General features: G+C 70.0%; 27 protein-coding genes. 15 read left to right on the top strand and 12 right to left on the bottom strand.

Annotated elements, in window-relative coordinates; all coding sequences use genetic code 11:
* Positions 1-16: 16 nt before the first annotated feature.
* The 6 genes from pcaG to pobA are packed head-to-tail and all read right to left on the bottom strand — an operon-like array spanning position 17 to position 5,181.
* Positions 17-700, bottom strand: a complete 684-nt coding sequence (gene pcaG / locus ASD21_RS18070; RefSeq protein ID WP_056444535.1) for a protocatechuate 3,4-dioxygenase subunit alpha — start codon at positions 698-700, stop codon at positions 17-19.
* Positions 693-1,406: a protocatechuate 3,4-dioxygenase subunit beta gene (gene pcaH / locus ASD21_RS18065; protein WP_056444532.1), complete on the bottom strand. Its 714-nt coding sequence runs from the start codon at positions 1,404-1,406 to the stop codon at positions 693-695. The genes pcaG and pcaH overlap by 8 nt, the downstream gene beginning before the upstream one ends.
* A gap of 12 nt (positions 1,407-1,418) precedes the next feature.
* A complete protein-coding gene (pcaF, locus tag ASD21_RS18060) occupies positions 1,419-2,618 on the bottom strand; it encodes a 3-oxoadipyl-CoA thiolase (RefSeq protein WP_056444529.1) in 1,200 nt (399 codons plus the stop codon).
* Positions 2,615-3,262, bottom strand: coding sequence for a CoA transferase subunit B (locus tag ASD21_RS18055; protein WP_056444526.1), 648 nt, complete (start codon positions 3,260-3,262; stop codon positions 2,615-2,617). The genes pcaF and ASD21_RS18055 overlap by 4 nt, the downstream gene beginning before the upstream one ends.
* On the bottom strand, positions 3,262-3,987 hold the full coding sequence (locus tag ASD21_RS18050) for a CoA transferase subunit A (protein ID WP_056444523.1): 726 nt from the start codon (positions 3,985-3,987) through the stop codon (positions 3,262-3,264). Before ASD21_RS18050 ends, ASD21_RS18055 begins: the two co-directional genes overlap by 1 nt.
* Before the next feature lie 18 nt (positions 3,988-4,005).
* Positions 4,006-5,181 carry a 4-hydroxybenzoate 3-monooxygenase gene (pobA, locus tag ASD21_RS18045; RefSeq protein WP_056444520.1) on the bottom strand — a complete coding sequence of 392 codons (1,176 nt, stop codon included), beginning with the start codon at positions 5,179-5,181 and terminating at the stop codon, positions 4,006-4,008.
* A 151-nt stretch (positions 5,182-5,332) separates the two neighbouring features.
* Here pobA and ASD21_RS18040 point away from each other — a divergent pair, with 151 nt between their 5' ends.
* On the top strand, positions 5,333-6,232 hold the full coding sequence (locus ASD21_RS18040) for a helix-turn-helix domain-containing protein (protein ID WP_056444517.1): 900 nt from the start codon (positions 5,333-5,335) through the stop codon (positions 6,230-6,232).
* 116 nt (positions 6,233-6,348) lie between these two features.
* Here the strand turns inward: ASD21_RS18040 and adhP are convergent, their stop codons facing one another.
* Positions 6,349-7,380, bottom strand: coding sequence for an alcohol dehydrogenase AdhP (adhP, locus tag ASD21_RS18035; protein ID WP_056444514.1), 1,032 nt, complete (start codon positions 7,378-7,380; stop codon positions 6,349-6,351).
* 300 nt (positions 7,381-7,680) lie between these two features.
* On the opposite strand from adhP, the gene ASD21_RS18030 reads away from it, so the two are divergent.
* The 3 genes from ASD21_RS18030 (at position 7,681) to ASD21_RS18020 (ending at position 9,584) form a co-directional block, all read left to right on the top strand.
* Positions 7,681-8,064, top strand: a complete 384-nt coding sequence (locus ASD21_RS18030) for a c-type cytochrome (protein ID WP_056444511.1) — start codon at positions 7,681-7,683, stop codon at positions 8,062-8,064.
* A 2-nt stretch (positions 8,065-8,066) separates the two neighbouring features.
* Positions 8,067-9,077 (top strand): zinc-binding alcohol dehydrogenase family protein, encoded by a 1,011-nt coding sequence (locus ASD21_RS18025; protein ID WP_056444507.1) that lies wholly within the window; start codon positions 8,067-8,069, stop codon positions 9,075-9,077.
* Positions 9,078-9,161: 84 nt separating this feature from the next.
* Positions 9,162-9,584: a host attachment protein gene (locus ASD21_RS18020; RefSeq protein ID WP_056444504.1), complete on the top strand. Its 423-nt coding sequence runs from the start codon at positions 9,162-9,164 to the stop codon at positions 9,582-9,584.
* A gap of 112 nt (positions 9,585-9,696) precedes the next feature.
* On the opposite strand, the gene ASD21_RS18015 is transcribed toward ASD21_RS18020, so the two are convergent.
* Together ASD21_RS18015 and ASD21_RS18010 are read right to left on the bottom strand one after the other, a co-directional pair.
* Positions 9,697-10,359, bottom strand: a complete 663-nt coding sequence (locus ASD21_RS18015) for a helix-turn-helix domain-containing protein (RefSeq protein ID WP_056444501.1) — start codon at positions 10,357-10,359, stop codon at positions 9,697-9,699.
* Between the two features lie 62 nt (positions 10,360-10,421).
* On the bottom strand, positions 10,422-11,027 hold the full coding sequence (locus ASD21_RS18010; RefSeq protein WP_056446153.1) for an NAD(P)H-dependent oxidoreductase: 606 nt from the start codon (positions 11,025-11,027) through the stop codon (positions 10,422-10,424).
* A gap of 192 nt (positions 11,028-11,219) precedes the next feature.
* Here ASD21_RS18010 and ASD21_RS18005 point away from each other — a divergent pair, with 192 nt between their 5' ends.
* Both ASD21_RS18005 and ASD21_RS18000 read left to right on the top strand, forming a co-directional pair.
* Positions 11,220-12,020: a universal stress protein gene (locus ASD21_RS18005; RefSeq protein WP_056446151.1), complete on the top strand. Its 801-nt coding sequence runs from the start codon at positions 11,220-11,222 to the stop codon at positions 12,018-12,020.
* A 108-nt stretch (positions 12,021-12,128) separates the two neighbouring features.
* Positions 12,129-14,300: a copper-transporting P-type ATPase gene (locus ASD21_RS18000; protein WP_082554839.1), complete on the top strand. Its 2,172-nt coding sequence runs from the start codon at positions 12,129-12,131 to the stop codon at positions 14,298-14,300.
* Between the two features lie 22 nt (positions 14,301-14,322).
* On the opposite strand, the gene mgtA is transcribed toward ASD21_RS18000, so the two are convergent.
* Entirely contained in the window at positions 14,323-16,872 is a 2,550-nt protein-coding gene (gene mgtA, locus ASD21_RS17995) for a magnesium-translocating P-type ATPase (RefSeq protein WP_056444498.1), read from the bottom strand.
* A complete protein-coding gene (locus ASD21_RS17990) occupies positions 16,869-17,585 on the bottom strand; it encodes a Bax inhibitor-1/YccA family protein (protein ID WP_056444495.1) in 717 nt (238 codons plus the stop codon). The genes mgtA and ASD21_RS17990 overlap by 4 nt, the downstream gene beginning before the upstream one ends.
* 194 nt (positions 17,586-17,779) lie before the next feature.
* Here ASD21_RS17990 and ASD21_RS17985 point away from each other — a divergent pair, with 194 nt between their 5' ends.
* The 7 genes from ASD21_RS17985 to ASD21_RS17955 all read left to right on the top strand — a co-directional run bounded on the left by ASD21_RS17985 (position 17,780) and on the right by ASD21_RS17955 (position 23,244).
* Entirely contained in the window at positions 17,780-18,820 is a 1,041-nt protein-coding gene (locus ASD21_RS17985; protein WP_056444492.1) for a lysylphosphatidylglycerol synthase transmembrane domain-containing protein, read from the top strand.
* Between the two features lie 83 nt (positions 18,821-18,903).
* Complete coding sequence (locus tag ASD21_RS17980) at positions 18,904-20,799, top strand: PAS domain S-box protein (RefSeq protein ID WP_056444485.1); 1,896 nt, start codon at positions 18,904-18,906, stop codon at positions 20,797-20,799.
* Positions 20,792-21,415 carry a response regulator transcription factor gene (locus ASD21_RS17975; protein WP_056444482.1) on the top strand — a complete coding sequence of 208 codons (624 nt, stop codon included), beginning with the start codon at positions 20,792-20,794 and terminating at the stop codon, positions 21,413-21,415. Before ASD21_RS17980 ends, ASD21_RS17975 begins: the two co-directional genes overlap by 8 nt.
* 86 nt (positions 21,416-21,501) lie before the next feature.
* Positions 21,502-21,921, top strand: coding sequence for a response regulator (locus tag ASD21_RS17970; RefSeq protein WP_056444479.1), 420 nt, complete (start codon positions 21,502-21,504; stop codon positions 21,919-21,921).
* Between the two features lie 154 nt (positions 21,922-22,075).
* Positions 22,076-22,336: a hypothetical protein gene (locus ASD21_RS17965; protein WP_056444476.1), complete on the top strand. Its 261-nt coding sequence runs from the start codon at positions 22,076-22,078 to the stop codon at positions 22,334-22,336.
* Positions 22,333-22,713, top strand: a complete 381-nt coding sequence (locus tag ASD21_RS17960; RefSeq protein ID WP_056444473.1) for a c-type cytochrome — start codon at positions 22,333-22,335, stop codon at positions 22,711-22,713. Before ASD21_RS17965 ends, ASD21_RS17960 begins: the two co-directional genes overlap by 4 nt.
* Positions 22,714-22,866: 153 nt before the next feature.
* Entirely contained in the window at positions 22,867-23,244 is a 378-nt protein-coding gene (locus ASD21_RS17955; protein ID WP_056444470.1) for a c-type cytochrome, read from the top strand.
* 6 nt (positions 23,245-23,250) lie between these two features.
* Here the strand turns inward: ASD21_RS17955 and ASD21_RS17950 are convergent, their stop codons facing one another.
* Positions 23,251-23,775 (bottom strand): pyridoxamine 5'-phosphate oxidase family protein, encoded by a 525-nt coding sequence (locus ASD21_RS17950; RefSeq protein WP_056444467.1) that lies wholly within the window; start codon positions 23,773-23,775, stop codon positions 23,251-23,253.
* A 190-nt stretch (positions 23,776-23,965) separates the two neighbouring features.
* Between ASD21_RS17950 and ASD21_RS24100 the strand changes: the two genes are divergently transcribed.
* Entirely contained in the window at positions 23,966-24,103 is a 138-nt protein-coding gene (locus ASD21_RS24100; protein WP_156390705.1) for a hypothetical protein, read from the top strand.
* A complete protein-coding gene (locus ASD21_RS17945; RefSeq protein ID WP_056444464.1) occupies positions 24,100-24,618 on the top strand; it encodes a hypothetical protein in 519 nt (172 codons plus the stop codon). Before ASD21_RS24100 ends, ASD21_RS17945 begins: the two co-directional genes overlap by 4 nt.
* The last annotated feature ends 27 nt before the right edge of the window (positions 24,619-24,645 follow it).

Below are 24,645 nucleotides of genomic sequence, written 5' to 3'. Positions count from 1 at the left end.
TCCGGAGGCTTTACCGTCAGATATCGAAGAAGACGGTTTCGCGCTCGCCTTGCAAGACGATGTCGAAGCGCCACGCGTCGCCGACCTTCCGGGCGATCAGGGTGTCTCGACGCTCGGCCGGCGCCAGGGCCAGGATCGGATCGGTCTGATTGGCCGCCTGGTCCTCGAAATAGACCCGCGTGACCAGGCGCTTGATCAGGCCGCGCCCAAACACGCCCACGGCGATGTGCGGCGCTTGCAGGCCGTTTCCGGGACCGGGCACGACGCCCGGCAAAACGGTCCTGAAGCGATAGAGTCCCTCGTCGCTGGTGGAGGCGCGGCCAAAACCGATGAAGCTTTCATCGAGCGGGATGTCGGTCCGAGGATCGTCGGGGCTGGCGTAGCGGCCGGCGGCGTTAGCCTGCCAGATCTCGATCATCGCGTCGGACACGGGCTTGCCGTCGGCGTCGTAGACCACGCCCTCGAGCGTGATCGTTTCGCCGCCGACCGCGCCCTTGGGCGGCGCCAGGTTCAGTACGTAGTGGTCCTCGGGGAACAGCTCAGGCCGCGCGCCCATGTCCGACTGGCCGACCAGGTCGGCGCCGCCCTTCCAGGGCAGGCCGTAGTGGAAGAACGGACCGACGGTCTGGGACGGGGTCTGGCCGAACAGGGCTGGATCCTGGTTGTCTTGGCGCGGGGCGGGGTTGATCTGGTCAGTCATGATGATCGTCCTCGAACGGCGTGGCCTCACGGCCGCGCAGCACCACGTCGAACAGATAGCCCAGGGCCCAGTTGGGCTGGGTGGTCTCGATGTCGAACCGCGAGACCATCCGCTGGCGATAGGGCAGGGGCACGGCGTTGGCGATCGGGTCGATCTCGATCAGCGGATCGTCGGGGAAGTACATCTGGGTGACCAGGCGCGTGGCGAAGGCCGGCCCCAGCAGCGACAGGTGGATGTGGGCAGGACGCCAGGCGTTCTTGTGGTTGCCCCACGGATAGGCGCCGGGCCGCACCGTGACGAACTGGTAGCGGCCTTCGGCGTCGGTGATCACCCGGCCGGCGCCGGTGAAGTTAGGATCGTGCGGGGCGTCCCACTGATCCTTCCCATGGATGTAGCGGCCCGCGGCGTTGGCCTGCCAGATCTCCATCACGGTGTTGGGAACGGGGCGGCCCTGCTCGTCGAGCACGCGGCCGGCGACGATGATCCGCTGGCCTTGAGGCATGGCCTTGTGCTGGGTGGTCAGGTCGGCCAGGGCAGCGCCCATCAGGTTGCCCCAGCAGCCGGCGGGGCCGGTCAGCTCGGTCAGGGTCTGGGGGATGCGCACCAGCGGCTGGCGCGGCGAGCGCGACACGGTCGAGCCGTAGGCCGGCGCCAGGGACGGCGGCTGGCCGGCGTCCTCGCGGGAAAAGCCGATGAGGTCGGTCATGAACGGTTGCTCCTAGACGCGTTCGAAGGCCAGGGCCGCGCCCTGGCCGACGCCGATGCAGAGGGTGGCCAGGGCCCGCTGGCCGCCGGTGGCTTCCAGTTGCCGCAGAGCGGTGAGCACCAGGCGGGCGCCGGACGCGCCCAGGGGATGGCCCAGGGCGATGGCCCCGCCGTTGGGGTTCACGTGGGCGCCCTCGTCGGGCAGTCCCAGTTGGCGCAGGACGGCCAGGCCTTGGGCGGCGAAGGCTTCGTTCAGCTCGACCACGTCGAAGTCGCCGATCGACAGGCCCGCGCGGGTCATCAGGCGCTGGGTGGCCGGGACCGGGCCGATGCCCATCACGCGTGGCGCGACGCCGGCCGTGGCGTAGCCGAGGATGCGGGCGCGCGGCGTTAGGCCGTGCTTCCGGACGGCGGCCTCCGAGGCGATCAGCAGCGCCGCCGAGCCGTCATTGACCCCCGAGGCGTTGCCGGCCGTCACCGTGCCGCCCTCGCGGACGACGGGTTTGAGTTTGGAAAGCGCTTCCAGGGTGGTCTCGCGGGGATGCTCGTCGCGGTCGACGATCACCGGGCCGGCCTTGCCGGGGATTTCGACCGGAGTGATCTCGCCGTCGAAGAAGCCAGCTTGGATCGCGGTCGCGGCGCGCTGCTGGCTGCGCAGCGCGAAGGCGTCCTGGTCGGCGCGGCTGATCCCGAAGTCGGCGGCGACGTTCTCGGCGGTCTCGGGCATCGAGTCGACGCCATAGGCCTTCTGCATGGCCGGATTGACGAAGCGCCAGCCGATGGTGGTGTCTTCGATCTTGGCGGCGCGCGAGAAGGCGCTGTCGGCCTTGCCCATGACGAACGGGGCGCGGCTCATGCTCTCGACGCCGCCGGCGATCACCAGATCGGCATGGCCGGCGGCGACAGCACGGGCGGCGTAGCCCACGGCTTCCAGGCCCGAGGCGCACAGGCGGTTGACGGTGGCGCCCGGGACGCTGTCGGGGAGGCCGGCCAGCAGGGCGGCCATGCGCGCGACATTGCGATTGTCCTCGCCCGCCTGATTGGCGCAGCCCAGTACGACCTCGTCGACGGCGCTCCAGTCGAGGCCGGGATGGCGGGCCACCAGGGCCTTGATGGGGATAGCGGCCAGGTCGTCGGCGCGAACCCTGGCCAAGGCGCCGCCATAGCGGCCGAACGGCGTGCGGACGCCGTCGCAGAGATAGGCGGCGGTCACGCGAAGGCTCCGGCGTCGAAGTCGGCCTCGGTCTTGGCCTGGATCTCATCCAGTGTGACGCCGGGGGCCATTTCGATCAGGGTCAGGCCGCCGCCTTTCCGATCGAGATCGAACACGCAGAGGTCGGTGATCACCATGTCGACGCAGGCCGCGCCGGTCAGGGGCAGGGCGCAGCGTTTGAGAACCTTGCTGTCGCCGGCCTTGTTGGCGTGGTCCATGACCACGATCACGCGCTTGACGCCGGCGACGAGGTCCATGGCCCCGCCCATGCCCTTCACCATCTTGCCGGGGATGGTCCAGTTGGCGATGTCGCCGTTCTGGGCCACCTCCATGGCGCCCAGCACCGTCAGGTCGATGTGGCCGCCGCGGATCATCGCGAAGCTCTGGGCGCTGTCGAAGAAGCTGGAGGTCGGCAGCTTGGTGATCGTCTGCTTGCCGGCGTTGATCAGGTCGGGATCGGCCTCACCCTCGTACGGGAAGGGACCCATGCCCAGCATGCCGTTCTCGCTCTGCAGGGTGACGTGGACTCCGTCCGGAATGTGGTTGGCCACCAGGGTCGGGATGCCGATGCCCAGGTTGACATAGAAGCCGTCCTTGAGTTCGCGGGCGGCGCGGGCCGCCATCTCGTCGCGGGTCCAGGCCATTACGCGGTCTCTCCCATCTGGGCTTCCCGAGGACGGGTGGTCAGCTTCTCGATACGCTTCTCGTTGATCGTCGACTTGATGATGCGGTCGACATAGATGCCCGGCGTGTGGATGGCGTTGGCGTCCAATTCGCCGGCCTCGACGATCTCCTCGACCTCGACGATCGTGACCTTGCCGGCCGTGGCCATCACCGGGTTGAAGTTGCGGGCCGTCATCCGGAACATCAGGTTGCCCTCGGGATCGGCCTTCCAGGCCTTGACGATGGCGAGGTCGGCGCGGAGCCAGGTCTCGCGGACATAGTCCTCGCCCTCGAACGTCTCGACCGGCTTGCCTTCCGCCACCACCGTGCCGACGCCGGTCTTGGTGTAGAAGGCCGGGATGCCCGCGCCGCCGGCCCGGATGCGTTCGGCCAGGGTGCCCTGCGGGTTCAGCTCCAACGCCAGCTCGCCCGACAGATAGAGCTGCTCGAACAGCCTGTTTTCACCGACATAGCTGGAGATCATCTTCCTGATCTGGCCGTTGTTCAGCAACTGCCACAGGCCAAACCCGTCGGCCCCGCAGTTGTTGCTGATCACGGTCAGGTCCTTGACGCCTGTCTCCTTGATCGCCGGGATCAGGCTCTCGGGATTGCCCGACAGGCCAAAGCCGCCCGACATCAGGGTCATGCCGTCGAAGACGACGCCCTCGAGCGCGGCGGCGGCGCTGTCGTAGATCTTGCTCTTCATCGCTTGCTCCTGATCCGCCTAGACGAGCGGCAGACCGACATAGTTTTCGGCGAGGGTGATCTGGGCGGCGCGCGATCCCTTGATGTAGGCCAGCTCGGCCACCTGCATCTTGCGGTCGAAGCCGTCGCGGTCGGGGAACCTGTGGGTCAGGCTGGTGAACCACCAGGAAAAGCGCTCGGCCTTCCAGACCCGGGCCAAGGCGCGGGCCGAATAGTGGTCGACGCCGGCGTCCGAACCGTCCTGGAAGTGCTCGACCAACGCCTCGGACAGCATGACGACGTCGGAGACCGCCAGGTTCATGCCCTTGGCCCCAGTGGGCGGCACGATGTGGGCCGCGTCGCCGGCCAGGAACAGGCGGCCGTGGCGCATCGGCTCGGTGACGAAGCTGCGCAGGGGCGCGATGGATTTCTCGAAGGACGGGCCACGGATGACCTTGGCGCCGGCTTCTGGACCCAGGCGCAGGCAGAGCTCGTCCCAGAACCGCTCATCGCTCCAGTCCTCGATCTTCTCGTCAAGGCCGCACTGAATGTAGTAGCGGCTGCGGGTGGGCGAGCGCATCGAGGCCAGGGCGAACCCGCGCTCGTGGTTGGAATAGATCAGCTCGTGGTCGCAGGGCGGCACCTCGGCCAGTATGCCCAGCCAGCCGAACGGATAGACCCGCTCGAAGGTCCTGAGCACGTCACTTGGGATCGCGGCGCGGCTGACGCCGTGATAGCCGTCGCAGCCGGCGATGAAGTCGCAGTCCAGACGCTTGTCGACGCCGTTCTCGCGCCAGGTGACGCTCGGGCGGTCGCTTTCGATGTCCTGAGGATGGACGTCCTCGGCGTCGAAGACGATCTGGACGCCGCGCGCCTCGGCGGCGTCGAACAGGTCCTTCATCACCTCCTGCTGGCCATAGACCATGACGGTCGAGCCGCCCGTCAATTCGGCCATGTCGATGCGGAAGACGTCGCCGTCGCTAGCCAGGTTGGTGCCGCCGTGGACCAGGCCTTCGCGGCGCATGCGCTGGCCAAGGTCCAGCCGCTCCATGAGGTCGACGGTGACCTGCTCCAGCACGCCCGCGCGCACGCGGCCTTCGACATAGGCGCGATCGCGGCGTTCGAGGATCACGGCGTCAACGCCGGCGCGCTTCAGCAGGTGTCCGAGGAACAGGCCGGCGGGGCCGGCGCCAATGATGGCGACCTGGGTGCGCAACGACGTCTCCTCCGGCGGTTGGGCGTCGCTTGTCGCGACTTGCGTGAACCCTAGGGCCGCGGCGTCCGAATGGGATGGACAGAGCGTCCATAAAGTTGGACTTTTTATCGCTTGGCGATTTTGGCGGGCGCCTAGATCGAGAGACTTTCAGATGACGCAGAAGGCCGAAATTCCGAGCTTTTTCCTGTTTGGAGAACCGCTCCGAACTGTCGAGGGCAAGTTCTTGCACTTGGAGGACTTGGACGATCGCTCGCGGCCGAATGATTGGAATATCCGGGCGCACGCCCATGCCGACCTCAATCACGTCTTCCACATCACTTCCGGCGGCGGCGTGATGCATGCGGAGGACCAGGCGGCCGTCTTCGCCGCGCCCTGCCTGTTGCTCGTGCCCTCGCGCGTCGTTCATGGTTTTGCCTGGGAGGCCGAGACGACGGGGACGGTCTTGACCCTGGCCGACAGCTATCTGCGCGATCTCGTCGCGCGGGAGCCGGATTTTTCGAACCTGTTCAAGGCCCCGTGCCATCTGCCCCTGTCCGCGACGTCGAGCGTTGGGCCGGCGCTGGGAAACCTGTCGCGCGAACTGGTCTGGGCCGCGCCCGGCAGCGGGGCCGCGGTCGAGGCGCACCTGCTGGCCGTCATGGTCGAGGCCCTGCGCCTGTCGATCCACGCCAAGGCGACCGGCCGCGCGATCCACGGAGCCCAGGCCCGGCTGGTGGCGCGCTTTCGCGAACTGGTCGAGGCCCACTACCGCGAGCCCCTGACCATCAAGGACCATGCGGATCGGCTGGGGGTGACGGTCGGGCGGTTGAGGGCGGCTTGCCGGAAGATCGCGGCCGTTTCCCCGCTGCGGCTGATGCAGGATCGCGCGATCCTCGAGGCGAAGCGGGCGCTGCTCTATTCGAACATGACCGTGGCCGAGGTCGGCTACCATCTGGGCTTCGAGGACCCCGCCTACTTCTCGCGTTTCTTCGCCAAAGCCGAGGGCATGTCGCCGCGACGCTATCGGGCGGAGCGCTCGGCGGATGTGCCTGGCGCGGCGAGGGTCAACTAACCGGCGCGACGATGTCGGGGGCGCCGAGCAGGCGAGCTCTTAGCCCGCCCTCGGAGCCATGGCGCGCCAGATCCGCCGACGGGACCCTGGCCTCGCGGCCGAGGGGTTCGCTTGGATCAGGAGGCGGCGAGATCCAGCACGAGCCGGCCCTCGATCTCGCCGCGACGCATGCGGTCGAAAACATCGTTGATGTTCTCCAGCCGCTCCGTGCCGACGGTCGCGCGGACCTTGCCGGCGGCGGCGAAGTCGAGCGCCTCCTGCAGGTCCAGGCGCGTGCCGACGATCGAGCCGCGCACCGTGAGGCCGTTGAGCACGGTGTCGAAGATCGATAGCGGAAAATCGCCCGGCGGCAGGCCGTTCAGGGAAATCGTGCCTCCGCGGCGGGCCATGCCCATGGCCTGCTGAAAGGCCTTGGTCGAGACCGCGGTGACCAGGACGCCATGAGCCCCGCCGATCTCCTTCTGGATGAAGGCGGCCGGATCGACGTCGCGCGCGTTCACCGTCAGGGCCGCGCCCAGGCTTTCGGCGAGCTTGAGCTTCTTGTCGTCGATGTCCACCGCCACGACGTTCAGCCCCATCGCCTTGGCGTACTGCACCGCCATGTGACCCAGGCCGCCGATCCCGGAGATCGCCACCCAGTCGCCTGGCTTGGTGTCGGTGACCTTCAGGCCCTTATAGACGGTGACGCCGGCGCACAGGATGGGCGCGATCTCGATGAAGCCGATATTGTCCGGCAGGTGGCCGACATAGTTCGGATCGGCGATCACGTACTCGGCGAAGCCGCCGTTCACCGAATAGCCGGTGTTCTGCTGTTCGCCGCAAAGGGTCTCCCAGCCGCCCAGGCAGTGGGCGCAGTGGCCGCAGGCCGAATAGAGCCACGGCACGCCGACCCGGTCGCCTTCGCGCACATGGGTGACGCCGGCGCCGACCGCGGCGACATGGCCCACGCCCTCGTGGCCGGGGATGAAGGGCGGCTTGGGCTTGACCGGCCAGTCGCCCTGGGCGGCGTGCAGGTCGGTGTGGCAGACGCCGCTGGCGGCGATCTTGACCAGGATCTGACCGGGGCCGGGCGTGGGCACGGCGACCTCCTCGATCACCAGCGGCTGGCCGAACGCGCGGACGACGGCGGCTTTCATGGTCTTATGCATGGCGGGACTCCTGGCTTGTCGGGGGCGGCCCATTGGGCGCCTTCATCGCGCGGCCGCTTTGAGCGCGATCAATCAGCCGCCGCGGTTTCCGAGGCGTCCGACCGCCGTGGGCGACGGGGGTCATGACAGGCTCCGTGAAGGGGGCGTCGACGGTCGGAGGACTTGCGCCGGACCAACCGGACGGCGGTTGACGCCGATCAAGGGCGAGAGCGGAGGGCGCGGCGCACAATGGCCGCAACAGTCGCCGAACGGGTCGTGGGGAGCGCCCTTGACCGCGGTCGCCGCGCGGGAGTCTTGGCCATGGCCTATCGGAATATCGTCATTCGGATCGGCGCGGGACTGGCCCTGGCGGTCCAATGCGCCGCGCTCGCCCAGGCCGCGCCGGCGACGGCCAGAATGGGCGACGCCGCGGTCCGCGGCCAGGCCATCGTTCAGCGCGACTGCGCCGGCTGTCACGCGGTCGGACGGACGGGGGACAGCCCCAATCCTCAGGCGCCGCGGTTTCGCCAGCTGCACGAACGCTACGACACCGACCAGCTCGGCGAAGCCCTGGCCGAGGGACTCTCGGTCGGCCACGGCCCGATGCCCGAATGGTCGTTCGGCCCCGAGGACAACGCCGCGATCCTGGCCTACCTCAAGAGTCTGGCGCCGGTCGCCGTCGCCGCGCCGAGGAAGGAGCCCTGAGCATGCTGGCCATGGTGCTCAAGGACGGACACCTGGCGGCGGCCCTGCGGCCGGCGCCCCGGCCCGGGCGGGGGGAGCTTCTGATCCGGGTCAAGGCCTGCGGCGTCTGCCGGACCGACCTTCACCTGCTGGACGGCGACCTGCCCGTCGAGGGCGAGATCATCCCGGGCCACGAGATCGTCGGCGTCGTCGAGGCGCTGGGCGAAGGGGTCGAAGGGTTCGCGCTCGGCGCGCGGGTCGGCGTGACCTGGCTGGGGCGAACCTGCGGCCGCTGCCCCTATTGCCGCGAGGACGCCGAGAATCTCTGTGATCGCCCGCTGTTCACAGGATGGACGCGCGACGGCGGCTACGCTCAACTGACCGTGGCCGACGCCGACTGCTGTGTCGCCATCCCGGAGGCTTATGGCGACGTCGAGGCCGCGCCCTTGCTGTGCGCCGGGCTGATCGGCTTCCGGGCCTGGCGGATGGCGATGGAGGCGCGGCCGGTCGAACGCCTGGGCCTGTTCGGCTTCGGGGCGGCGGCGCACCTGCTGGCGCAGCTGGCCATCAGCGAGGGGCAGTACGTCTACGCCTTCACTCGCGACGGCGACATCGCCGCCCAGGACCTGGCCCGCGGCCTGGGCTGTGTCTGGGCCGGCGGCTCGCTGCAGGCCCCGCCCGAGCCGCTCGACGCGGCGATCATCTTCGCGGCCGTCGGCGCGCTGGTTCCCGTGGCGCTGCGGGCCGTGCGCAAGGGCGGAACCGTCGTCTGCGGCGGCATCCACATGAGCGACCTGCCGGCCATGGCCTATGCCGATCTCTGGGGCGAGCGACGCCTGGTCTCGGTGGCCAACCTCACGCGCGCCGACGCCCGGGACTATCTGCCCCGCGCGGCCGCCGCCGGCGTGCGGCCCCACGTCAAGGCTTACCCGCTGCGCCAGGCCGGCCAGGCCCTGTCGGACCTGCGCGCCGGCGCCTTCACCGGCGCGGCGGTCCTGACCGTCGACGAGGGGGCGGGCGCCGAGGCCGCCTGATCGGGCCTCGAACGCCGAACTTGATTTCGATCAGCGTCGACCCGCGCGGCGGGCGGCATCTTGGCGCTTTTCAGGAGAACGGTCATGCGGCAAGACGAACGAACCCTGGTGGTCACCGCCGACGGCGTGCAGGCCCGCGTCTTCGAAGAGGCCCGGCGCGGCGGACATCTCATCGAACACACCGATTGGCTCGAAGATCTTCATTCCAAGAGCGGACACGACTCCGCGGTTCGCGGAACCCATGGGCGCCATGGGGAGTCGGGCGCTGACAAGGCCGAAGCCGCCTTTCTGGGCAAGCTCTGCGACCGGCTGGACGCGTTGATGACCGCCGAAAGCTTCGACGCCCTGATCCTGATCGCGCCGCCCCGCGCCCTGGGCGTGCTGCGCGAGAAGATGGCCAAGGGGCTTCATCAGCGATTGGCGCTGGACGAGGCGCATGATCGCGTCGACGCCACGGCCGAGGCGCTGACCAAGATCATCCGGGATCTGCGGCAAGCCAAGGCCTAGAGCCTGTTTATCGCTTCTGATGGAACCATCAAAAACAGATAAACAGGCTATAATTCAAATCGTTATCGCGTGAAGAGCTCCGAAGCCGGCGCCTGCGTCCGGCCGCCGCGTTCTAGGCCGCGACACGCTCGGAGAGGCGCGCGCGGTGGGCGATGCGGAAGCGGCGGCAGCCGTCGAACTCCACCAGGCCCTCCTGTTGAAGCTGGGTGACCATCCGCGAAACGGTTTCGATGGTCAGGCCCAGATAGTCGGCGATGTCCTGGCGGCTCATCGGCAGGACCGCCCACGGGGCCGCGCAACGGTCGGAAATATCGGACAGGAAGCAGGCGACCTTCTCGCAGGCGCTCTTGCGGCCCAGGAGCAGCATGTGATCGTGCGCGCGTTCCAGATGCTCGCCGGTCGCCTGCCAGATCATGCGCTCAAGTTGGACGCCGTCCTCACCCAACAGCTTGAGGGCGCGGCGCTTGACGACCAGGACCTCGACGTCGCCGAGCGCCTCGGCGGCCGCCCGATGGACCAGCCCGATCTCCAGGCCGAACAGATCGCCCGGAAAGTAGAAGTCGCTGATCTGGCGGCGGCCGTCGCTGAGCAGGCGGGTGGCGCGAACCGCGCCGCTGACCACCCGATAGATCAGGTCGGCTTCTTCTTCCTGGGCGTAGATCTCCTCGCCGACGGCAAATCGCAGCACCCCGCCCAGACGCTGGAAGGGATCGGCCAGATTTGCGGTCAGCGGCACGATGCGGCCGCGATCGGAAAAGTTCGCCTGCGGGGTCATCGCCTGTCTCCTCGGTTGAGACCAGGGATATTGGGATGCGCCCGCGCCGCCCATTGGGAAGATTACGTAGCTTGCGAGGGCGGGACCAAGGTCGCTCCGATCACCCTGGTCACGCGATCGAGCACGTCCTGGGCGGCTTCCTCGGCCATGGGCCCGGTGACGCCGCCCAGGTGCTCGTGACCCGCCACCCGTAGACCGGTGACCGCCGCCAGGTGCAGGTCGAAAACGCTCATCAAGGCGGTCAGGGCGCCTGTCGCATCGACCCAGTGTTCGGGGGCGCCCGAGGTGGAGATGCTCATCAGGGTCTTGCCGACCAGCAGGGGGTCGGCGCCGTGAGGGCCGGGCTGATAGCCAAAGCCCATGCTGAGCACCCGATCGACATAGCCCTTGAGGATCGCGGGCGGCGCGTTGAACCAGAAGGGATAGACGAACACGAAGCCGTCGACGTCCGACAACAGGGCCCGTTCGGCGACGACGTCGGGGGCCGGAGCCCAGCCCCGGCCGACCGGCAGCTCCTCGGCCTTCAGGCGCGGATCGAAATCGAGCGCGTAGAGGTCGCGCAGCACAGCCTGGGCGCCGCCCTGCTCAAGGGCGGCGACGCAGGTCCTGGCGACCGCGGCGCAGAAGCTGGTCGGCTTGGGATGGGCGAGAATGACGGCGTATTTCATGGCGGGCTCCAGGCGGGAGGAGCCTCGATCAAAGGTCCGGCCGACGCGGCGCGCCTTGATCGGCGTCATTTCCGTCCCCGATCGCCGAGCCTGGCCGGCCGTCGCGGCGCGCCTGCGTAGATTCCCCAATACCGGACCCCGCGCCGCCGAGGCAGATACGCTTACCCACACTTCAAGCCCATGGAGGCGACCATGAAGACCGTGCTGTTGTTCGTGCACGAGGATCCCGGTCAGGAAGCCCGGCTGCAGGCCGCGCTCGACCTCGTCCGATCGCTCGGCGGCCATCTCAAATGCGTCGACGTCACGCCGATCCCGGCCTTCGCCGGCGATTACGACGGCGGGGCCGCCGGTCTGATCCTGGTCGAGGAGCGCAAGATCGAGGCGGCCAACCGCGCTGCCCTGCAGCTGCGCCTGGCCAACGAAGACGCGCCGTGGGACTGGATCGACAGCATGGGCTACATGGCCGACTGCGTCGTGCACGAGGCGGGCCTGGCCGACTTGGTGGTGGTCAACTGCAAGCGCGACACCTTCCTGGACCTCGACCCGCGCGGCATCGTCACCGCCACGGTCCTGTCGGCGCGATGCCCGGTGGTGGCCGTGCCCGATGACGCGCGCGGCTTCGACGCCGGCGGCCACGCCCTGGTGGCCTGGGACGGCTCCGAACCTGTGATGGCCACCTTGCGGGCGGCCGTTCCCCTGCTGCGGCTGGCCGGTTCGGTGACGCTGTTCACCGTCGACGACGGCGGCAAGGGCGTGCCGGCGGAAGCGGCGGCGGCCTATCTGTCGCGCCACGGTGTCCACGCCGCCATCGAGCGCGTCCCGGCGCGCGACACGCGCGCCGACAAGGTGATCCTCGAAGCCTGCGCCAACCAGGGCGCCAGCTACTGCCTGATGGGCGCCTACAGCCACGGGCGGGCGCGCGAGGATCTGTTCGGCGGCGTCACGCGGGGCATGCTCGACGCCGCCCGGCTGCCGCTGGTGCTCGGCAGCTGAAGCCTTCGCGCCGTCGAACCGTTTATCAGCAGGGGCCGGCCGCGCCACGCGGCTGGCCCTTTCGACGTCAGGCGTACGGATTGAGCGCCAAGCCAGGATAGGACACAGATGAGCGCCCATCGGCCAAGCGCCTCCACCGCCTTGCCTCCGCCGGCCTTTCCGCCGGGGACCAAGCTGTTCACCTGTCCGATGCATTCGCAGATCCGGCAGGCTGGCCCGGGTCTCTGTCCGATCTGCGGCATGGCGCTGGAACCGGTGACGGTCGACGTCGACGACGGGCCAAGTCCCGAACTGCGCGACATGACGGTGCGGTTCTGGCTGGGGCTGGCTCTGACCCTGCCGGTGTTCATCCTGGAGATGGGCGCCCATGTCCTGGGCCATCACCGGTGGGTTCAGCCCTCGGTCTCCGCGTGGATCCAGTTCGCGCTGTCGACCCCGGTGGTGCTGTGGGCCGGCTGGCCGTTCTGGGCCCGCGGCTGGACCTCCGTGGCGACCGGCCGCTTCAACATGTTCACCCTGATCGCGATGGGCGTGGGCGCGGCCTACGCCTACAGCCTGGTCGGCCTGTTCGCGCCGGGCGCGCTGCCGACCAACGCCCGCGACGCGATGGGGACGGCGCCGGTCTATTTCGAGGCGGCGGCGGTGATCACCGTCCTGGCCTTGCTGGGCCAGGTGCTGGAGCTGAGGGCCCGCGAGCGCACGTCCGGCGCGATCAGGGCGCTGCTCGACCTGGCGCCCAAGACCGCGCGACGGGTCAAGGCCGACGGCTCCGACGAGACCGTGACCCTGGACCTGGTCAGCGTCGGCGATCGGCTGCGCGTGCGCCCGGGCGAAAAGGTCCCGGTCGACGGCGAGATCGTCGAGGGCCGGGTGTCGATCGACGAGTCCCTGGTCACCGGCGAGTCGATGCCCGTCACCAGGTCGGCGGGCGACAGGGTCATCGCGGGTTCGATCAACCGGACCGGCGCGTTCGTGATGCGCGCCCAGCAGGTCGGCGCCGAGACCCTGCTGGCCCGCATCGTCCAGATGATCGCGCAGGCCCAGCGCAGCCGCGCCCCGGTCCAACGCCTGGCTGACCAGGTGTCGGCCTGGTTCGTGCCGGCGGTCATCGCGGCCGCGATCCTGGCGGCGGCGGTCTGGGCGATGGTCGGTCCCGCGCCGCGGGTGAGCTTCGCCCTGATGGCGGCGGTGTCGGTGATGATCATCGCCTGCCCCTGCGCCCTGGGCCTGGCGACGCCGATGTCGATCATGGTCGGGGTCGGCCGCGGCGCCCAGCTGGGCGTCCTGATCAAGAACGCCGAGGCGCTCGAGCGCCTGGAGAAGATCGACACCCTGGTCGTTGACAAGACCGGCACCCTGACCGAAGGCCGCCCGGCGGTGACGGCGATCGAGGTCGTTCCCAGAGGCGATGCGACGCGGCTGTTGCGCCTGGCCGCCAGCCTGGAGCGGAGCAGCGAGCATCCCCTGGCCGACGCGATCGTGCGGGCCGCCAAGGATCGCGGCCTTGCGCTGTCGCCGGCGACGCAGTTCGACTCCCCCATCGGCCTGGGCGTCATCGGCGTGGTCGAGGGGCAGCGCGTGGTGCTCGGCGGGGCCCGCCTGATGGCCGACCAGGGGATCGACGTCTCCGCGCTGGAGGCCAAGTCCCAAGCCCTGCGCCAGGACGGCGCGACCACGATCTTCGCGGCCGTCGAGGGCCGTCTGGTCGGCGTCCTGGCGATCGCCGACCCCATCAAGGCCACCACGGTCGAGGCCATCCGCGCCTTGAAGGCTCAGGGCGTGCGGGTGGTCATGCTCACCGGCGACAATCGCAGCACCGCCCTGGCGGTGGCCGGCCGGCTGGGCATCGACGAGGTGCTGGCCGACGTTCTGCCCCAGGACAAGGCCAAGATGGTCGAAGACTTGCGCGCCGAGGGCCGTTCCGTGGCCATGGCCGGGGACGGCGTCAACGACGCCCCGGCCCTGGCCGCCGCCGAGGTCGGGATCGCCATGGGCGCGGGCGCCGACGTGGCCATCGAGAGCGCGGGCGTGACGCTGCTGCAAGGCGACCTGCAGGGCATCGTCAGGGCCCGCCGGCTGTCGCGCGCGGTGATGCGCAACATCCGCCAGAACCTGGTCTTCGCCTTCGCGTACAATGTCGCCGGCGTGCCGATCGCCGCGGGGGCGCTCTATCCGGCCTTCGGCCTGACGCTGTCGCCGGCCGTCGCGGCCCTGGCCATGGCGCTGTCCTCGGTCAGCGTGATCGGCAACGCCCTGCGTCTGCGCCGCGCGCGCCTCTAGTCGAAGCGGCCCTCTCTCGGCGTCAGATCGGCGTCGGGCTGCGGCGCGCCAGGCCCAGGGCCCGGCTCTTCAAGGCCTCGGCGGCGATCAGATAGGCGGCCACCAAGCCGAAGATCGCCGCAAGCGTCGCGGCGCTGGGCGGAGCGAAGCCCAGCACATGGGCCCAGGGCAGGAAGGGCAGGGCCAGGGCCAGCGAAAGGCCGCAGAGCGCGCTGACGATCAGGGCCGGATGCGGCCGGCTGGCCAGCGCCGGTCCGGCCGAGCGGACGATGAAGATCACCAGGACCTGGGTGGCCATGGATTCGATGAACCAGGCGGCGCGAAACTGGGCGACGTCCGTGTGAAACACCTTCAGCAGCAGCGCGAACGTGGCGATGTCGAACACCGACGACAGCGGGCCCATCAGGGCGGTGAACCGCAGCAAGCCGCGCATGTCCCAGGCCCTGGGCCGCGCGAGATCCGGGGCGTCGGCGCCGTCGAACGGAATGCCGATCTGCGACAGGTCGTAGATCAGGTTGTTGAGCAGCACCTGGACGGCGGTCAGCGGCAGGAACGGCAGGACCAGGGAGGCCAGGGCCATGGTCAGCATGTTGCCGAAGTTGGAGCTGGTGCCCATGCGGACGTATTTCATGATGTTGGCGTAGGTGCGCCGGCCTTCGGCCACTCCGTCGGCCAGCACGCCCAGGTCCGGGGCCAGCAGGATCATGTCGGCGGCCTCGCGCGCGACGTCGGTGGCGCCCTCGACCGACAGGCCGACATCGGCGGCCCTGATCGCCGGGGCGTCGTTGATGCCGTCGCCGATGAATCCGACCGTGTGGCCCCTGGCGCGCAAGGCGCGGACGATCCGCGTCTTCTGGTCGGGCGTGACGCGCGCGAACAGGTCGACGTGTTCGACCTGGACAGCCAGGGCCTGGTCGTCGAGCCTGTCGATCATCTCGCCGGTCAGCAGGCCTTCGACCGGCAGGTCCAGGGCGGCCACCAGATGTTGCACCACGGCGGCGGCGTCGCCCGAGATCACCTTGACCCGCACGCCGGCCGCTTCCAGTCGGCCGATGGCCGCGGTCGCGCTGACCTTGGGCGGGTCGACGAAGACGCAGAAGCCGAGGAACACCAGGCCTTGATCGCCGTGGTCGCCGATCGTTTCCTGGCCCGGCGCGGCCTTGAACGCCACGCCCAAGAGACGCAGGCCCTTGGCGGCGCGATCGGCTTGCAGGTCGGCCAGGCGCCGGCGAAGCGCCGGATCGAGCGGGACGCGCGCGCCCGAACGGTCCTGCGCTTCGCCGCAGAGGGCCAGCAGGGTCTCGGGCGCGCCCTTGACGATCTCCAGGCGTTCGCCGTCCGACAGCCGCTCGACCAGGACCGACACCCGCCGCCGCTCGAAGTCGAACGGCCGCTCGTCGAGCTTGCGCCAGCCCTCCAGGCTGCGGCCGGTCATGTGCAGGATCAGGGCTTCGTCCAGCGGGCTCTTCAGGCCGGTCTCGAACCTGGCGTTGACCGCCGCCCACTCGGCCACCTGGTCGTCGTCCTCGCCGTCGAGGCCCGGATGGCCGACCAGGGCGATGCGGGCCTCCGTCAGGGTCCCGGTCTTGTCAGTGCACAGGATGTCCATCTGGCCAAGGTCGTGGATCGCCGACAGCCGCTTGACCACCACCTTGGCCGCGGCCATGCGCTGGGCGCCGCGCGACAGGGCCACGGTCATGATCATCGGCAGGAGTTCGGGCGTCAGGCCGACCGCCAGGGCCATGGCGAACAGGAACGACTGCAGGGCCGGCCGCCCGAGGGCCAGATGGGCCAGGAGGACGAACAGCACCAGGAACAGGGTCAGCCGAACGATCAGCACGCCCAGCTGATGGACTCCCCGCTCGAACGCGGTGGGGGGCTGCGCGGCCGACAAGGCTCCGGCGATCGCCCCGATCCGGGTGCGCGCGCCGGTGGCGACGACCAGCATGCGGGCCGCGCCGGCGACGACGGAGGCGCCCTCGAACAGCGCATTGCGCGCGTCGGCCAGGACGGTTTCGGTGGCGGCCGGCTCGCTCGCCTTCTCCACGGGATAGGGCTCGCCGGTCAGCAGGGCCTGATTGACCTGCACGCCGTTGGCCTCCAGGACCACGCCGTCGGCAGGGACCAGATCGCCGGCGGCCAGCTCGACGACATCGCCGGCCACCAGCTGCGCGACCGGCTGTTGCGTCACCTTGCCGTCCCGCCACACCGCCGCGCGCAGGGCGATCGTCTGGCGCAGGGCGGCGGCGACGGCCTGGGCGCGATGCTCCTGAACCATGTCCAGGCCCGTCGAGGCCAGGATGACGAAGACGATGATCACGAAGCTCGGAAGATCGCCGGTGGCGCCGGCGATGGCCGCGGCCACCAGCAGTATGGCGACCAACGGATTGGTCAGGCGGCGCAAGAGATCGGCCCAGGCGTGACGGCGGGCGGCCGGGGCGATGGTGTTGGGTCCGTCGCGCGCCAGGCGCGAGCGGGCCTGCGATGCCGAAAGGCCCTGGCGATCGCTCGCCAAGGCCTTGATCAACGCGCCGGCGCCCTGACGCCAGAATTCCGGAGGCCTGGCGCTCATCGGCGCCGTCCGGCCAGGCGCAGGGCGAACAGGAAGGGGTTCAGCAGGTCCAGATAGAGCGTCAGCGCCCCGACCACGGGCGCGCGCGCGTCGCCGCTCCAGCGTTGCGCGTACAGGCGGCCGATGTGCTGGACGTCGAGCGCGGTCAGGCCGGCGAACACCAGCACGCCGATGGCGCAGATCGCCAGGTCCACTGTCGAGGGGCCGAACAGCAGATTGGCCAGCATGGCCACGATCAGCGCCATCAGGCTCATCAGGCCAAAGGCGCCCAGGCCGCTCAGATCGGCCCGCGTCGCGGCGCTCAGCAGGGCCAGGCCGGCGAATCCGGCCGCCACGGACACGAAGGCGAGCGCCAGATCGTGATCCGAATAGGCCGCCACCAGATCTCCGAGCGAGAGGCCCACCAGCAGGGCGTAGGTGAGAAAGACCAGCGCCGCCGCGGCGGGCGCCAGCTGCCTGGCGGCGCCGCTCAGCATCAGCAACAGAGGAAGGGGCGCGAGCGTCACCGCCCAGCCGGCGGGGGTCAGGCCACGGCCCGTGACCAGCACCTGCGCCAGCGCCGGCAGGTTGGCGCAAGCCCAGGCGCCGGCGGCCGAGACCAGCATCCCGCCCGCCATCCACAGCCAGACCCGCACCATGAAGTCCAGGTGGTCGGTGTCGTCTCCAGACGTCGAGAACCCTAGTTCGAGCTTGTCGTCGCTGCGCTGCGTCATGACGTGTCCTCGATCTTGGGCCGCGCGTGATGCCCGCGAAGGTTCAAGGATCGTCGCTGACGGGCGTGGGCCCAATTGGGGAACCTACGTAGGTTTGCGAAGTTCGCGGAAGACGGGAGACGACTAGGCAAGGCTCCCCATCGGTGAGGCGCGGAAAAAGGTCATGTCCGCCTGGATTCGAAAGTGCTCCAGCCATGGCCGCCCGAGCTGAACGGCGGGCGCCCGGGCGCGCCCCTGTTTTCGGCGCGTGGCGGCGCTGGCTGCTGGGCGGGCTGACCGCCGCGGCCCTGGTCTGGGCGATCCTCCATTTCGGCGAGCTGGCGGCCTTTGGCCGACTGTTGGCTCGCGCCCAGCCCCTGTGGCTGGCGGCGGCCCTGGTGCTCCAGGTCCTGACCTATGTCAGCGTCGCGAGCGGCTGGAGCCTGGTTCTGGCCCGGGCCGGCGCGCCGCGGAAACTGCGCCGGCTCGTGCCGATCGCCCTGACCAAGCTGTTCGCCGACCAGGCCATGCCCACCGCCGGCCTGGGCGGCAATCTCGTGCTGATCGACCAGCTTTCGCGTCTGGGCGTCGAGCGCGGAACCGCCGTGGCGGCGCTGATCGTGTCCCTGATCGGCTACTACGCCGCCTATGCGGTGTTCGCCGTGGTCATGCTGCTGTTGCTCTGGTCGCACGATCACGCCACGCCGCTGATGGCGGGCCTGGTGACCGTCTTTCTTCTGGTCGCCCTGGCCATGCCCGCCCTGGCGCTGTGGCTGAGGCGTCGCGGGGGCCGGCCGCTGCCGGCCTTCCTGGAGCGCCTGGGCCCGATCCGGATCCTGCTGGAGACCCTGGCCCAGGCGCCAAGCGATCTGCTGGCGGACCGCAAACTGCTGGCGCGCGTCGCGTTGTGCAACGGCCTGGTGTTCCTGCTCGACGCGACCACTCTGCAGGCCTGCCTGCTGGCGCTCGGCGGCGGCGTGGCCTTCTCCACCGCCTTCATCGCCCTGATCATGGCCTCGATCGTCGCGACCCTGGGGCCCATTCCACTGGGCCTGGGCACGTTCGAAGCCACCTGCACCGCGACCCTGCACATGCTGGGCGCGCCGTTGGAGCAGGCCTTCGCCGCGACGATTCTCTTGCGGCTGCTGACCCTTTGGGCGCCGATGGCGCCGGGCATGGCGCTGCTTCAGCTCAACGGCCGCCGCCGCCGCCGCCGCGCCGCGTCGGCCGAAGACCGTCCCGCCAAGTCCAGGTGACCCGGCGCCGAAGACGCATCCGCGCCTTGCCTAAGTCCGCGGTTGGCGCGCATCATCACGACCGGGGACGGCGAGAGACTCTGATGATGGTGCGCGATCGACCGGAAGACGCGCGAGCCTTCAACATGGCGATGCGCTACGGCGGGGCGGTCGCCGCCGTGGCGGTGGCGGCCATGGCGCGCCTCGCCCTGGGGCCCTGGCTGGAGCATCGCTCGCCCTATCTGCTGTTCACCGCGCCGGTGGTGACGGCCGCCGCATTCGGCGGTCTGGGCCCGGCCCTGGTCGCCGCCAGCCTGGGCCTGGCCGCCGGCCTGTGGTTCAGCGGACACGGCGGGGTCGACTCGACCGAGCCCCTGGTGTTCATCCTGGTCTCGATCGCCCTGATCCTGGTTGGCGGCGAGATGGAGCGACTGCGACGCCGATTCGTCGCCAGCGAGCGGCAGGCCGAAGAGCGGGCCGCGGCCGCGGGCCGGATCGCGCGCGAACTGAACCTGCTGATCCACGGGGCGGCCGAATACGCCATCTACATGCTGGACCCGCGGGGCCACGTGCTGATCTGGAACGCCGGGGCCGAGCGCCTCAAGGGCTGGAGCGAATCCGAAATCCTGGGCCAGCACACGGCCGTCTTCTATCCCGCGGACGCGCGAGCCGCCGGCAAGCCCGATGACGACCTGGAGCGGGCCCAGGCCCAGGGCAAGCTCGAGGAGGAGGATTGGCGCCTGCGCAAGGATGGTTCGGAGTTTCTGGCCCACGTCTCGATCACGCCGCTGTATGACGAGGCCGGCGCGCTTCAGGGCTTTGGCAAGGTGGTCCGCGACGTCACCGACCAGAGGGCCAGCGAACGGGCGTTGCGCGCCAGCACCAGCCACCTGGCGTCCATCCTGTCGACCGTGCCCGACGCCATGATCGTCATCGACGAGCGCGGAGCCATCCTCTCGTTCAGCGCCGCGGCGGAACGGCTGTTCGGCTACGCCGAAGCCGAGATCGTCGGCGCGAACGTCAGCCGGCTGATGCCCGAGCCGGACCAATCCCAACACGACGCCTATCTGCGGCGCTACCTGACCACCGGAGAGCGACGGATCATCGGCATCGGCCGCGTGGTCGTGGGACTCAGGCGCGACGGCACGACCTTCCCGATGGAGCTGTCGGTCGGCGAGGCGAAGGGGGAGGGGCACGGCGAGGGGCAGAGGGTGTTCACCGGCTTCATCCGCGACCTGACCGAGCGCCACCGCACCGAGACCCAGCTTGAAGAGCTGCAGTCGGAGCTGATCCACGTGGCGCGGGTCAGCGCCATGGGCACCATGGCCTCGACCCTGGCGCACGAGCTCAACCAGCCGATCACCGCGGTCGCCAACTATGTCGAGGCCGTTCGCGACCTGTTGGCCCAACCCTCGCCCGACGACCTGCCGATGATCCGCGAGGCGCTCGACGACGCGGCCGGCCAGGCCATGCGCGCGGGCCATATCGTGCGGCGCCTGCGCGACTTCGTCGCCCGCGGCGAGGTGGAAAAGACCGTCGAGGACTTACCCGCCCTGGTCGACGAGGCCGTCGCCCTGGGTCTGATGGGCGCGCGCGAGGACGGCGTGAAGGCCAGCTTCGACCTGGATCCGCACGCCCGCCTGGTGCTGGTCGACAAGGTCCAGATCCAGCAGGTGCTGATCAATCTGGCCCGCAACGCCGTGGAGGCGACGGTCGATTGCCCGCGGCGGCAGGTGGCGTTCCATAGCCGGGCCGAGCCGGGCGGCCTGATCCGGGTGACCGTGTCCGACAGCGGTACGGGGGTCTCGCCAAAGGTCGCCGAGCAGCTGTTCACCGCCTTCGTCACCACCAAGGCCGACGGCATGGGCCTGGGGCTGTCGATCTGCCGCACGATCGTCGAGGCCAACGGCGGGCGAATCTGGTTCGAACCGGGCCAGGACGGCGGTTCGCAATTTCATTTCACCCTGGTGCGCGCCGAACCGGAGGCGGTCGATGTCTGAAAAACGCGTTATCCATATCGTGGACGACGAGGAAGCCATCCGCCGCTCGGCCGGCTTCATGCTCAAGACGTCCGGCTTTACGGTCACCACCCACGTCTCGGGCGTGGCCTTCCTGCGCGAGGTTCGCCACCTGGACCCGGGTTGCGTGCTGATGGACGTCCGCATGCCGGAGATGGACGGCCTGGAAGTCCAGGCGGCCATGGTCGAACGCGGCGTGGCCATGCCGGTCGTCGTGCTGACCGGCCATGGCGACGTGACCTTGGCGGTGCGGGCGATGAAGGCCGGCGCCGTGGACTTCATCGAAAAGCCCTTCGAGAAGGCCGTCCTGCTCGCGGCCATCGAGGCGGCGTTCGAACGCCTGGACGACGCCGAGGGCCGCGCGGCTCGGGCGGCGGACGCGGCCGTGGCCGTGGCGGCCCTGACCGGCCGCGAGCAGGATGTGCTCAAGGGCCTGGCCCAGGGACTGCCAAACAAGACCATCGCCTACGACCTGGGCATCTCGCCCCGGACCGTCGAGGTTCATCGCGCCAACCTGATGAGCAAGCTGAAGGTGCGCAGTCTGTCCGAAGCCCTGCGGATCGCGTTTTCGGCGGGTCTGGCCGAAGGGCCGACCTAGGGAATTTACGTAGCGACGCCATTGCGGGTCCGATGTCATGGGAGAGGCTTGGCCGCCTTTCCCGAGCGATGGTCCCCCGTGCTGACATGATCTTGGCCGCATCTCCCGACACGCCCGCGCGTCCCCGCCTGCTCCTGGTGGAGGACGACCCCGGCGTGCGCCGCGCCCTGCAACTGCTGCTGCGGGGCCGAGGCTTCGACGTTCGCGCCTACGCCGTCGGCGCCGCCTTGATCGCCGATCTGCAGGCGCAGATGGACGCGGTCGCCCTGGTCGCCGATTTCAAGATGCCGCAGATCGACGGCGTGGCGCTGCTGACGGCGTTGCGCGCCGCCGGCTGGAACGGACCGGCCCTGTTGATCACCGGCTTCCCCAGCCGTGAGGTCGAGGCGCGCGCGCGGGCGGCGGGCTACGCCCTGGTGATCGAAAAGCCGCTGGTCGAGCAAACCCTGGGCGAGGCGGTGGAGCGCATGATCGCCGCCGCCGCGCGGACGCCGACTACGTATTAATCCCAACTGCGGCCGGCGGCGGGCGACGCTATCCCCGTCAGCAGGGCTGTCTACGGCCCGCTCGATCCCAAGTGCGCGTCGCCGCCGGCCTGCAGGGCCGGGCCGGCCCGCGGGTTCCGTTCCACGTGATCGGCTCAGTTCTGGAGGAATCGCCATGGGCAATGATCAAAACCCCGCCGACGACGCCCAGGCGTCCACCCGATCGGCCGACGCGCCGGCGTCGCCCAGGCGGCGCCGGCGCGGGCCCAGGATGGGTCGGCGCCTGCGGGGCCTGGCGCGGCGTTGGCTGTGGGCGATTCTGACGTTCCTGATGCTGGTGGTCGGCGGCGTCGCCGCCTGCCAGTCGCCGGGCTGGCTGGGGCCGTCTCATCATGAACCCAGCCTGGCCAAGCCGTTGACGGAGCCGAGCCGATGATCCGCGCGCGTCGTCGCCCCATCCTCGCGGGGGTCTTGGCGGCCGGCGGGCTGGCGTTCGCCGGGGCCTCCCTGGCCGCGACCTCGTCGCCGGACATGACCGGCGGGCGCGGCGTCGCGCAGCGCAATTGCGGCGGCTGCCACGCGGTGGCCGACGGCGCCAGTCGGCTGGCCGACGCGCCGCCGTTTCGCGATCTCTGGCGGCGCTATCCGAAGGGCCGTCTCGACCTCGTGCTGGAGGAAGGGATGCTGCGGCCGAGCCGCCCGCCCGAGGAAGGTTCGCCGCGATCGCACCCGCGCATGCCCATGGCCGACCTCGGCGATGACGAGGTCGCGGCGCTTCGCGCCTATCTGCTCAGCCTGGATCCGCGGCGCTGACCTGAAGGCGCGCGCGATCAGGAGGGCGGATTTGATCATGCTCAACGCCGATCCGCCCACGACGCGCAGGCTGGTTCGGGCGATCATGCCGTCCTCGGCCCAGGAGATCCCCATGAGCGCGATTCCCAGCCTCTCGACCGCGGCCGCGCCGCGATGACGCCCGCCCGGGCCCTGTTGATCGGCCTGGGCGCGGCCGCCCTGGCCGGCTGCGGCCTGTTGGCCCCGCCCGTCAAGGTCTCGCCCCTGGAACGGCTCGGGGAGGTCGGCCGGGGGCGGACGCTGGCCCAGGCCCGGTGCGCGGCTTGCCATGCGATCAGCGGAACAGGCCCGAGCCGCGACCCGCAGGCGCCGCCGTTCACCCAGGTGGCGCGCCGCTACGCGGACCAGAGGCTGGATTGGGAACTGGAAGCCATTTCCCAGGTCGGCCACTACGCCATGCCCGCCAAGGCTCTGAGCCCGTCCGAAATGCGCGACCTGGACGCCTATGTGCGCAGCCTGACGCCGCGCGGCGACGCAAGCCCCGCGGTTTGACGCCGATCAGCGCGTGGTCGTCGGATCGTGGGGGACGGCGGCCGCGGGATTCAGCCGCCATTCCTGGCTGACGGTGTAGAGGCGGCTGCGCGCCGACGTGTCGTGGTAGTCGATCACCGAAATGACGCGCGGCGTGGCGCGCAGCACGGCCACGTCGACACTGGCGGGGTGAGGCGTGAACGGCTCGGTCTTGGCGTGCATCTGGATGCGCCGATTCAGGGCCTCGATGTGTTTTCCGGCCGGGACCTCGTCCACGACGGCGGCCATCGACAGGCCGCGGGCCACGCCGTCGGCTTCTCCGCCGATGGCGATCGAGACGCGCGGGTCCCGCACGATATTGGCGAGCTTCTGACTGTCGCGAGCCACCAGGAAATACAGCGCCAGCCCGTCGGCCAGATAGTTGACGATGGTGACCTGCGGCCAGCCGTCCGCCCGAAGCGTGGCCAGACTCATCAGGTGGTGGTCGACCAGGATCGCCGCTATCCGCTCGGCGGGGTCCTGGTCGTGTCCCGGCGTGTCGGGGCTGGACATCGTTTCCTCCCTTGGATGAAACCGCTTCGAGGCTGCGCCTGCCCGTGGATTCCGCCTTGAGCGTCGTCAAATCGCGCGCCGTGACGCTCAAGGATTGTCTGACGTCCGAAGCAAGGCCTCCAGTTGAGCCAGGTCAAGTCCTTCTGTCGCGAACGCGGCAGACTGGGCGGTGGTTCGGAAGGGGCGCGGCATGAGCATTCTGCAATCGATTATTCACGGCCTGAACCTGACGGGCGTGGCCGTGCTGGCGGTCATGGCCACTCTGGCGGTGCTGCGGGCGATCTGCGGCGAGGGGCCGGCGATGCGATACATCCGACGGCGGCGATGATCCGCGCCAATCCCCGTCCCATTTCCGTCCGTCGCGGATACGCCGAGGGGCTGCGCTGGATCTTTCCGGTCTTGGCGCTGGCCGCGCCCGTGATGGGCGACGCGGCCGGCGGCTATCTGCTGGGATGCCTGGTGTTTGGCGCGGCCCTGGGGCTGTGGAGCGCTCATCGCACGCACGCGGTCTGGTCCGTCATCGCTTGGTGCGTGATCACGGGCGGATTCGGCGCCACGCTGATCCTGACCCGGGTTCCGGCCTTTCCCAGCCAGACGGCGCTGGCGCTCGTGGCGGCGAGCGGCCAAGGCCTCGCGCTCCTGGGCGTCGGCGCGCCGGCCACCATCGAGGGCTGGAAGGCGCGCGGCATGGTCCTCCTGTCCCTCGCCGGGCCCCTGGCTCTGGCGCTTTTGGCCTTGCACGGCGCGCCGGTCTGGGGCGCGTTCGCCGCGGCCCTGGCCGTCTGCCTCAATCTGTCGGCGCTTCCGCTGGCGCTCATGGCACGCCGCCGCGCCGCGCCGTGAAACGGGCTGGCGGTGTCCGATCCGACA

Origin of the sequence: Caulobacter sp. Root1455 (assembly GCF_001426905.1) — a bacterium.
Lineage (GTDB): Bacteria > Pseudomonadota > Alphaproteobacteria > Caulobacterales > Caulobacteraceae > Caulobacter.
Note: the sequence above shows the minus strand (reverse complement) of the source record. Positions and strands in the feature narration are given on the sequence as shown.

Coding starts and splice junctions, on each gene's coding strand:
- pcaG (WP_056444535.1), bottom strand. CDS start 700: ATGACTGACCAGATCAACCCCGCCCCGCGCCAAGACAACCAGGATCCA.
- pcaH (WP_056444532.1), bottom strand. CDS start 1,406: ATGACCGACCTCATCGGCTTTTCCCGCGAGGACGCCGGCCAGCCGCCG.
- ASD21_RS18055 (WP_056444526.1), bottom strand. CDS start 3,262: ATGGCCTGGACCCGCGACGAGATGGCGGCCCGCGCCGCCCGCGAACTC.
- ASD21_RS18050 (WP_056444523.1), bottom strand. CDS start 3,987: ATGAAGAGCAAGATCTACGACAGCGCCGCCGCCGCGCTCGAGGGCGTC.
- ASD21_RS18040 (WP_056444517.1), top strand. CDS start 5,333: ATGACGCAGAAGGCCGAAATTCCGAGCTTTTTCCTGTTTGGAGAACCG.
- adhP (WP_056444514.1), bottom strand. CDS start 7,380: ATGCATAAGACCATGAAAGCCGCCGTCGTCCGCGCGTTCGGCCAGCCG.
- ASD21_RS18030 (WP_056444511.1), top strand. CDS start 7,681: ATGGCCTATCGGAATATCGTCATTCGGATCGGCGCGGGACTGGCCCTG.
- ASD21_RS18025 (WP_056444507.1), top strand. CDS start 8,067: ATGCTGGCCATGGTGCTCAAGGACGGACACCTGGCGGCGGCCCTGCGG.
- ASD21_RS18020 (WP_056444504.1), top strand. CDS start 9,162: ATGCGGCAAGACGAACGAACCCTGGTGGTCACCGCCGACGGCGTGCAG.
- ASD21_RS18015 (WP_056444501.1), bottom strand. CDS start 10,359: ATGACCCCGCAGGCGAACTTTTCCGATCGCGGCCGCATCGTGCCGCTG.
- ASD21_RS18010 (WP_056446153.1), bottom strand. CDS start 11,027: ATGAAATACGCCGTCATTCTCGCCCATCCCAAGCCGACCAGCTTCTGC.
- ASD21_RS18005 (WP_056446151.1), top strand. CDS start 11,220: ATGAAGACCGTGCTGTTGTTCGTGCACGAGGATCCCGGTCAGGAAGCC.
- ASD21_RS18000 (WP_082554839.1), top strand. CDS start 12,129: ATGAGCGCCCATCGGCCAAGCGCCTCCACCGCCTTGCCTCCGCCGGCC.
- mgtA (WP_056444498.1), bottom strand. CDS start 16,872: ATGAGCGCCAGGCCTCCGGAATTCTGGCGTCAGGGCGCCGGCGCGTTG.
- ASD21_RS17990 (WP_056444495.1), bottom strand. CDS start 17,585: ATGACGCAGCGCAGCGACGACAAGCTCGAACTAGGGTTCTCGACGTCT.
- ASD21_RS17985 (WP_056444492.1), top strand. CDS start 17,780: ATGGCCGCCCGAGCTGAACGGCGGGCGCCCGGGCGCGCCCCTGTTTTC.
- ASD21_RS17980 (WP_056444485.1), top strand. CDS start 18,904: ATGATGGTGCGCGATCGACCGGAAGACGCGCGAGCCTTCAACATGGCG.
- ASD21_RS17975 (WP_056444482.1), top strand. CDS start 20,792: ATGTCTGAAAAACGCGTTATCCATATCGTGGACGACGAGGAAGCCATC.
- ASD21_RS17970 (WP_056444479.1), top strand. CDS start 21,502: ATGATCTTGGCCGCATCTCCCGACACGCCCGCGCGTCCCCGCCTGCTC.
- ASD21_RS17965 (WP_056444476.1), top strand. CDS start 22,076: ATGGGCAATGATCAAAACCCCGCCGACGACGCCCAGGCGTCCACCCGA.
- ASD21_RS17960 (WP_056444473.1), top strand. CDS start 22,333: ATGATCCGCGCGCGTCGTCGCCCCATCCTCGCGGGGGTCTTGGCGGCC.
- ASD21_RS17955 (WP_056444470.1), top strand. CDS start 22,867: ATGACGCCCGCCCGGGCCCTGTTGATCGGCCTGGGCGCGGCCGCCCTG.
- ASD21_RS17950 (WP_056444467.1), bottom strand. CDS start 23,775: ATGTCCAGCCCCGACACGCCGGGACACGACCAGGACCCCGCCGAGCGG.
- ASD21_RS24100 (WP_156390705.1), top strand. CDS start 23,966: ATGAGCATTCTGCAATCGATTATTCACGGCCTGAACCTGACGGGCGTG.
- ASD21_RS17945 (WP_056444464.1), top strand. CDS start 24,100: ATGATCCGCGCCAATCCCCGTCCCATTTCCGTCCGTCGCGGATACGCC.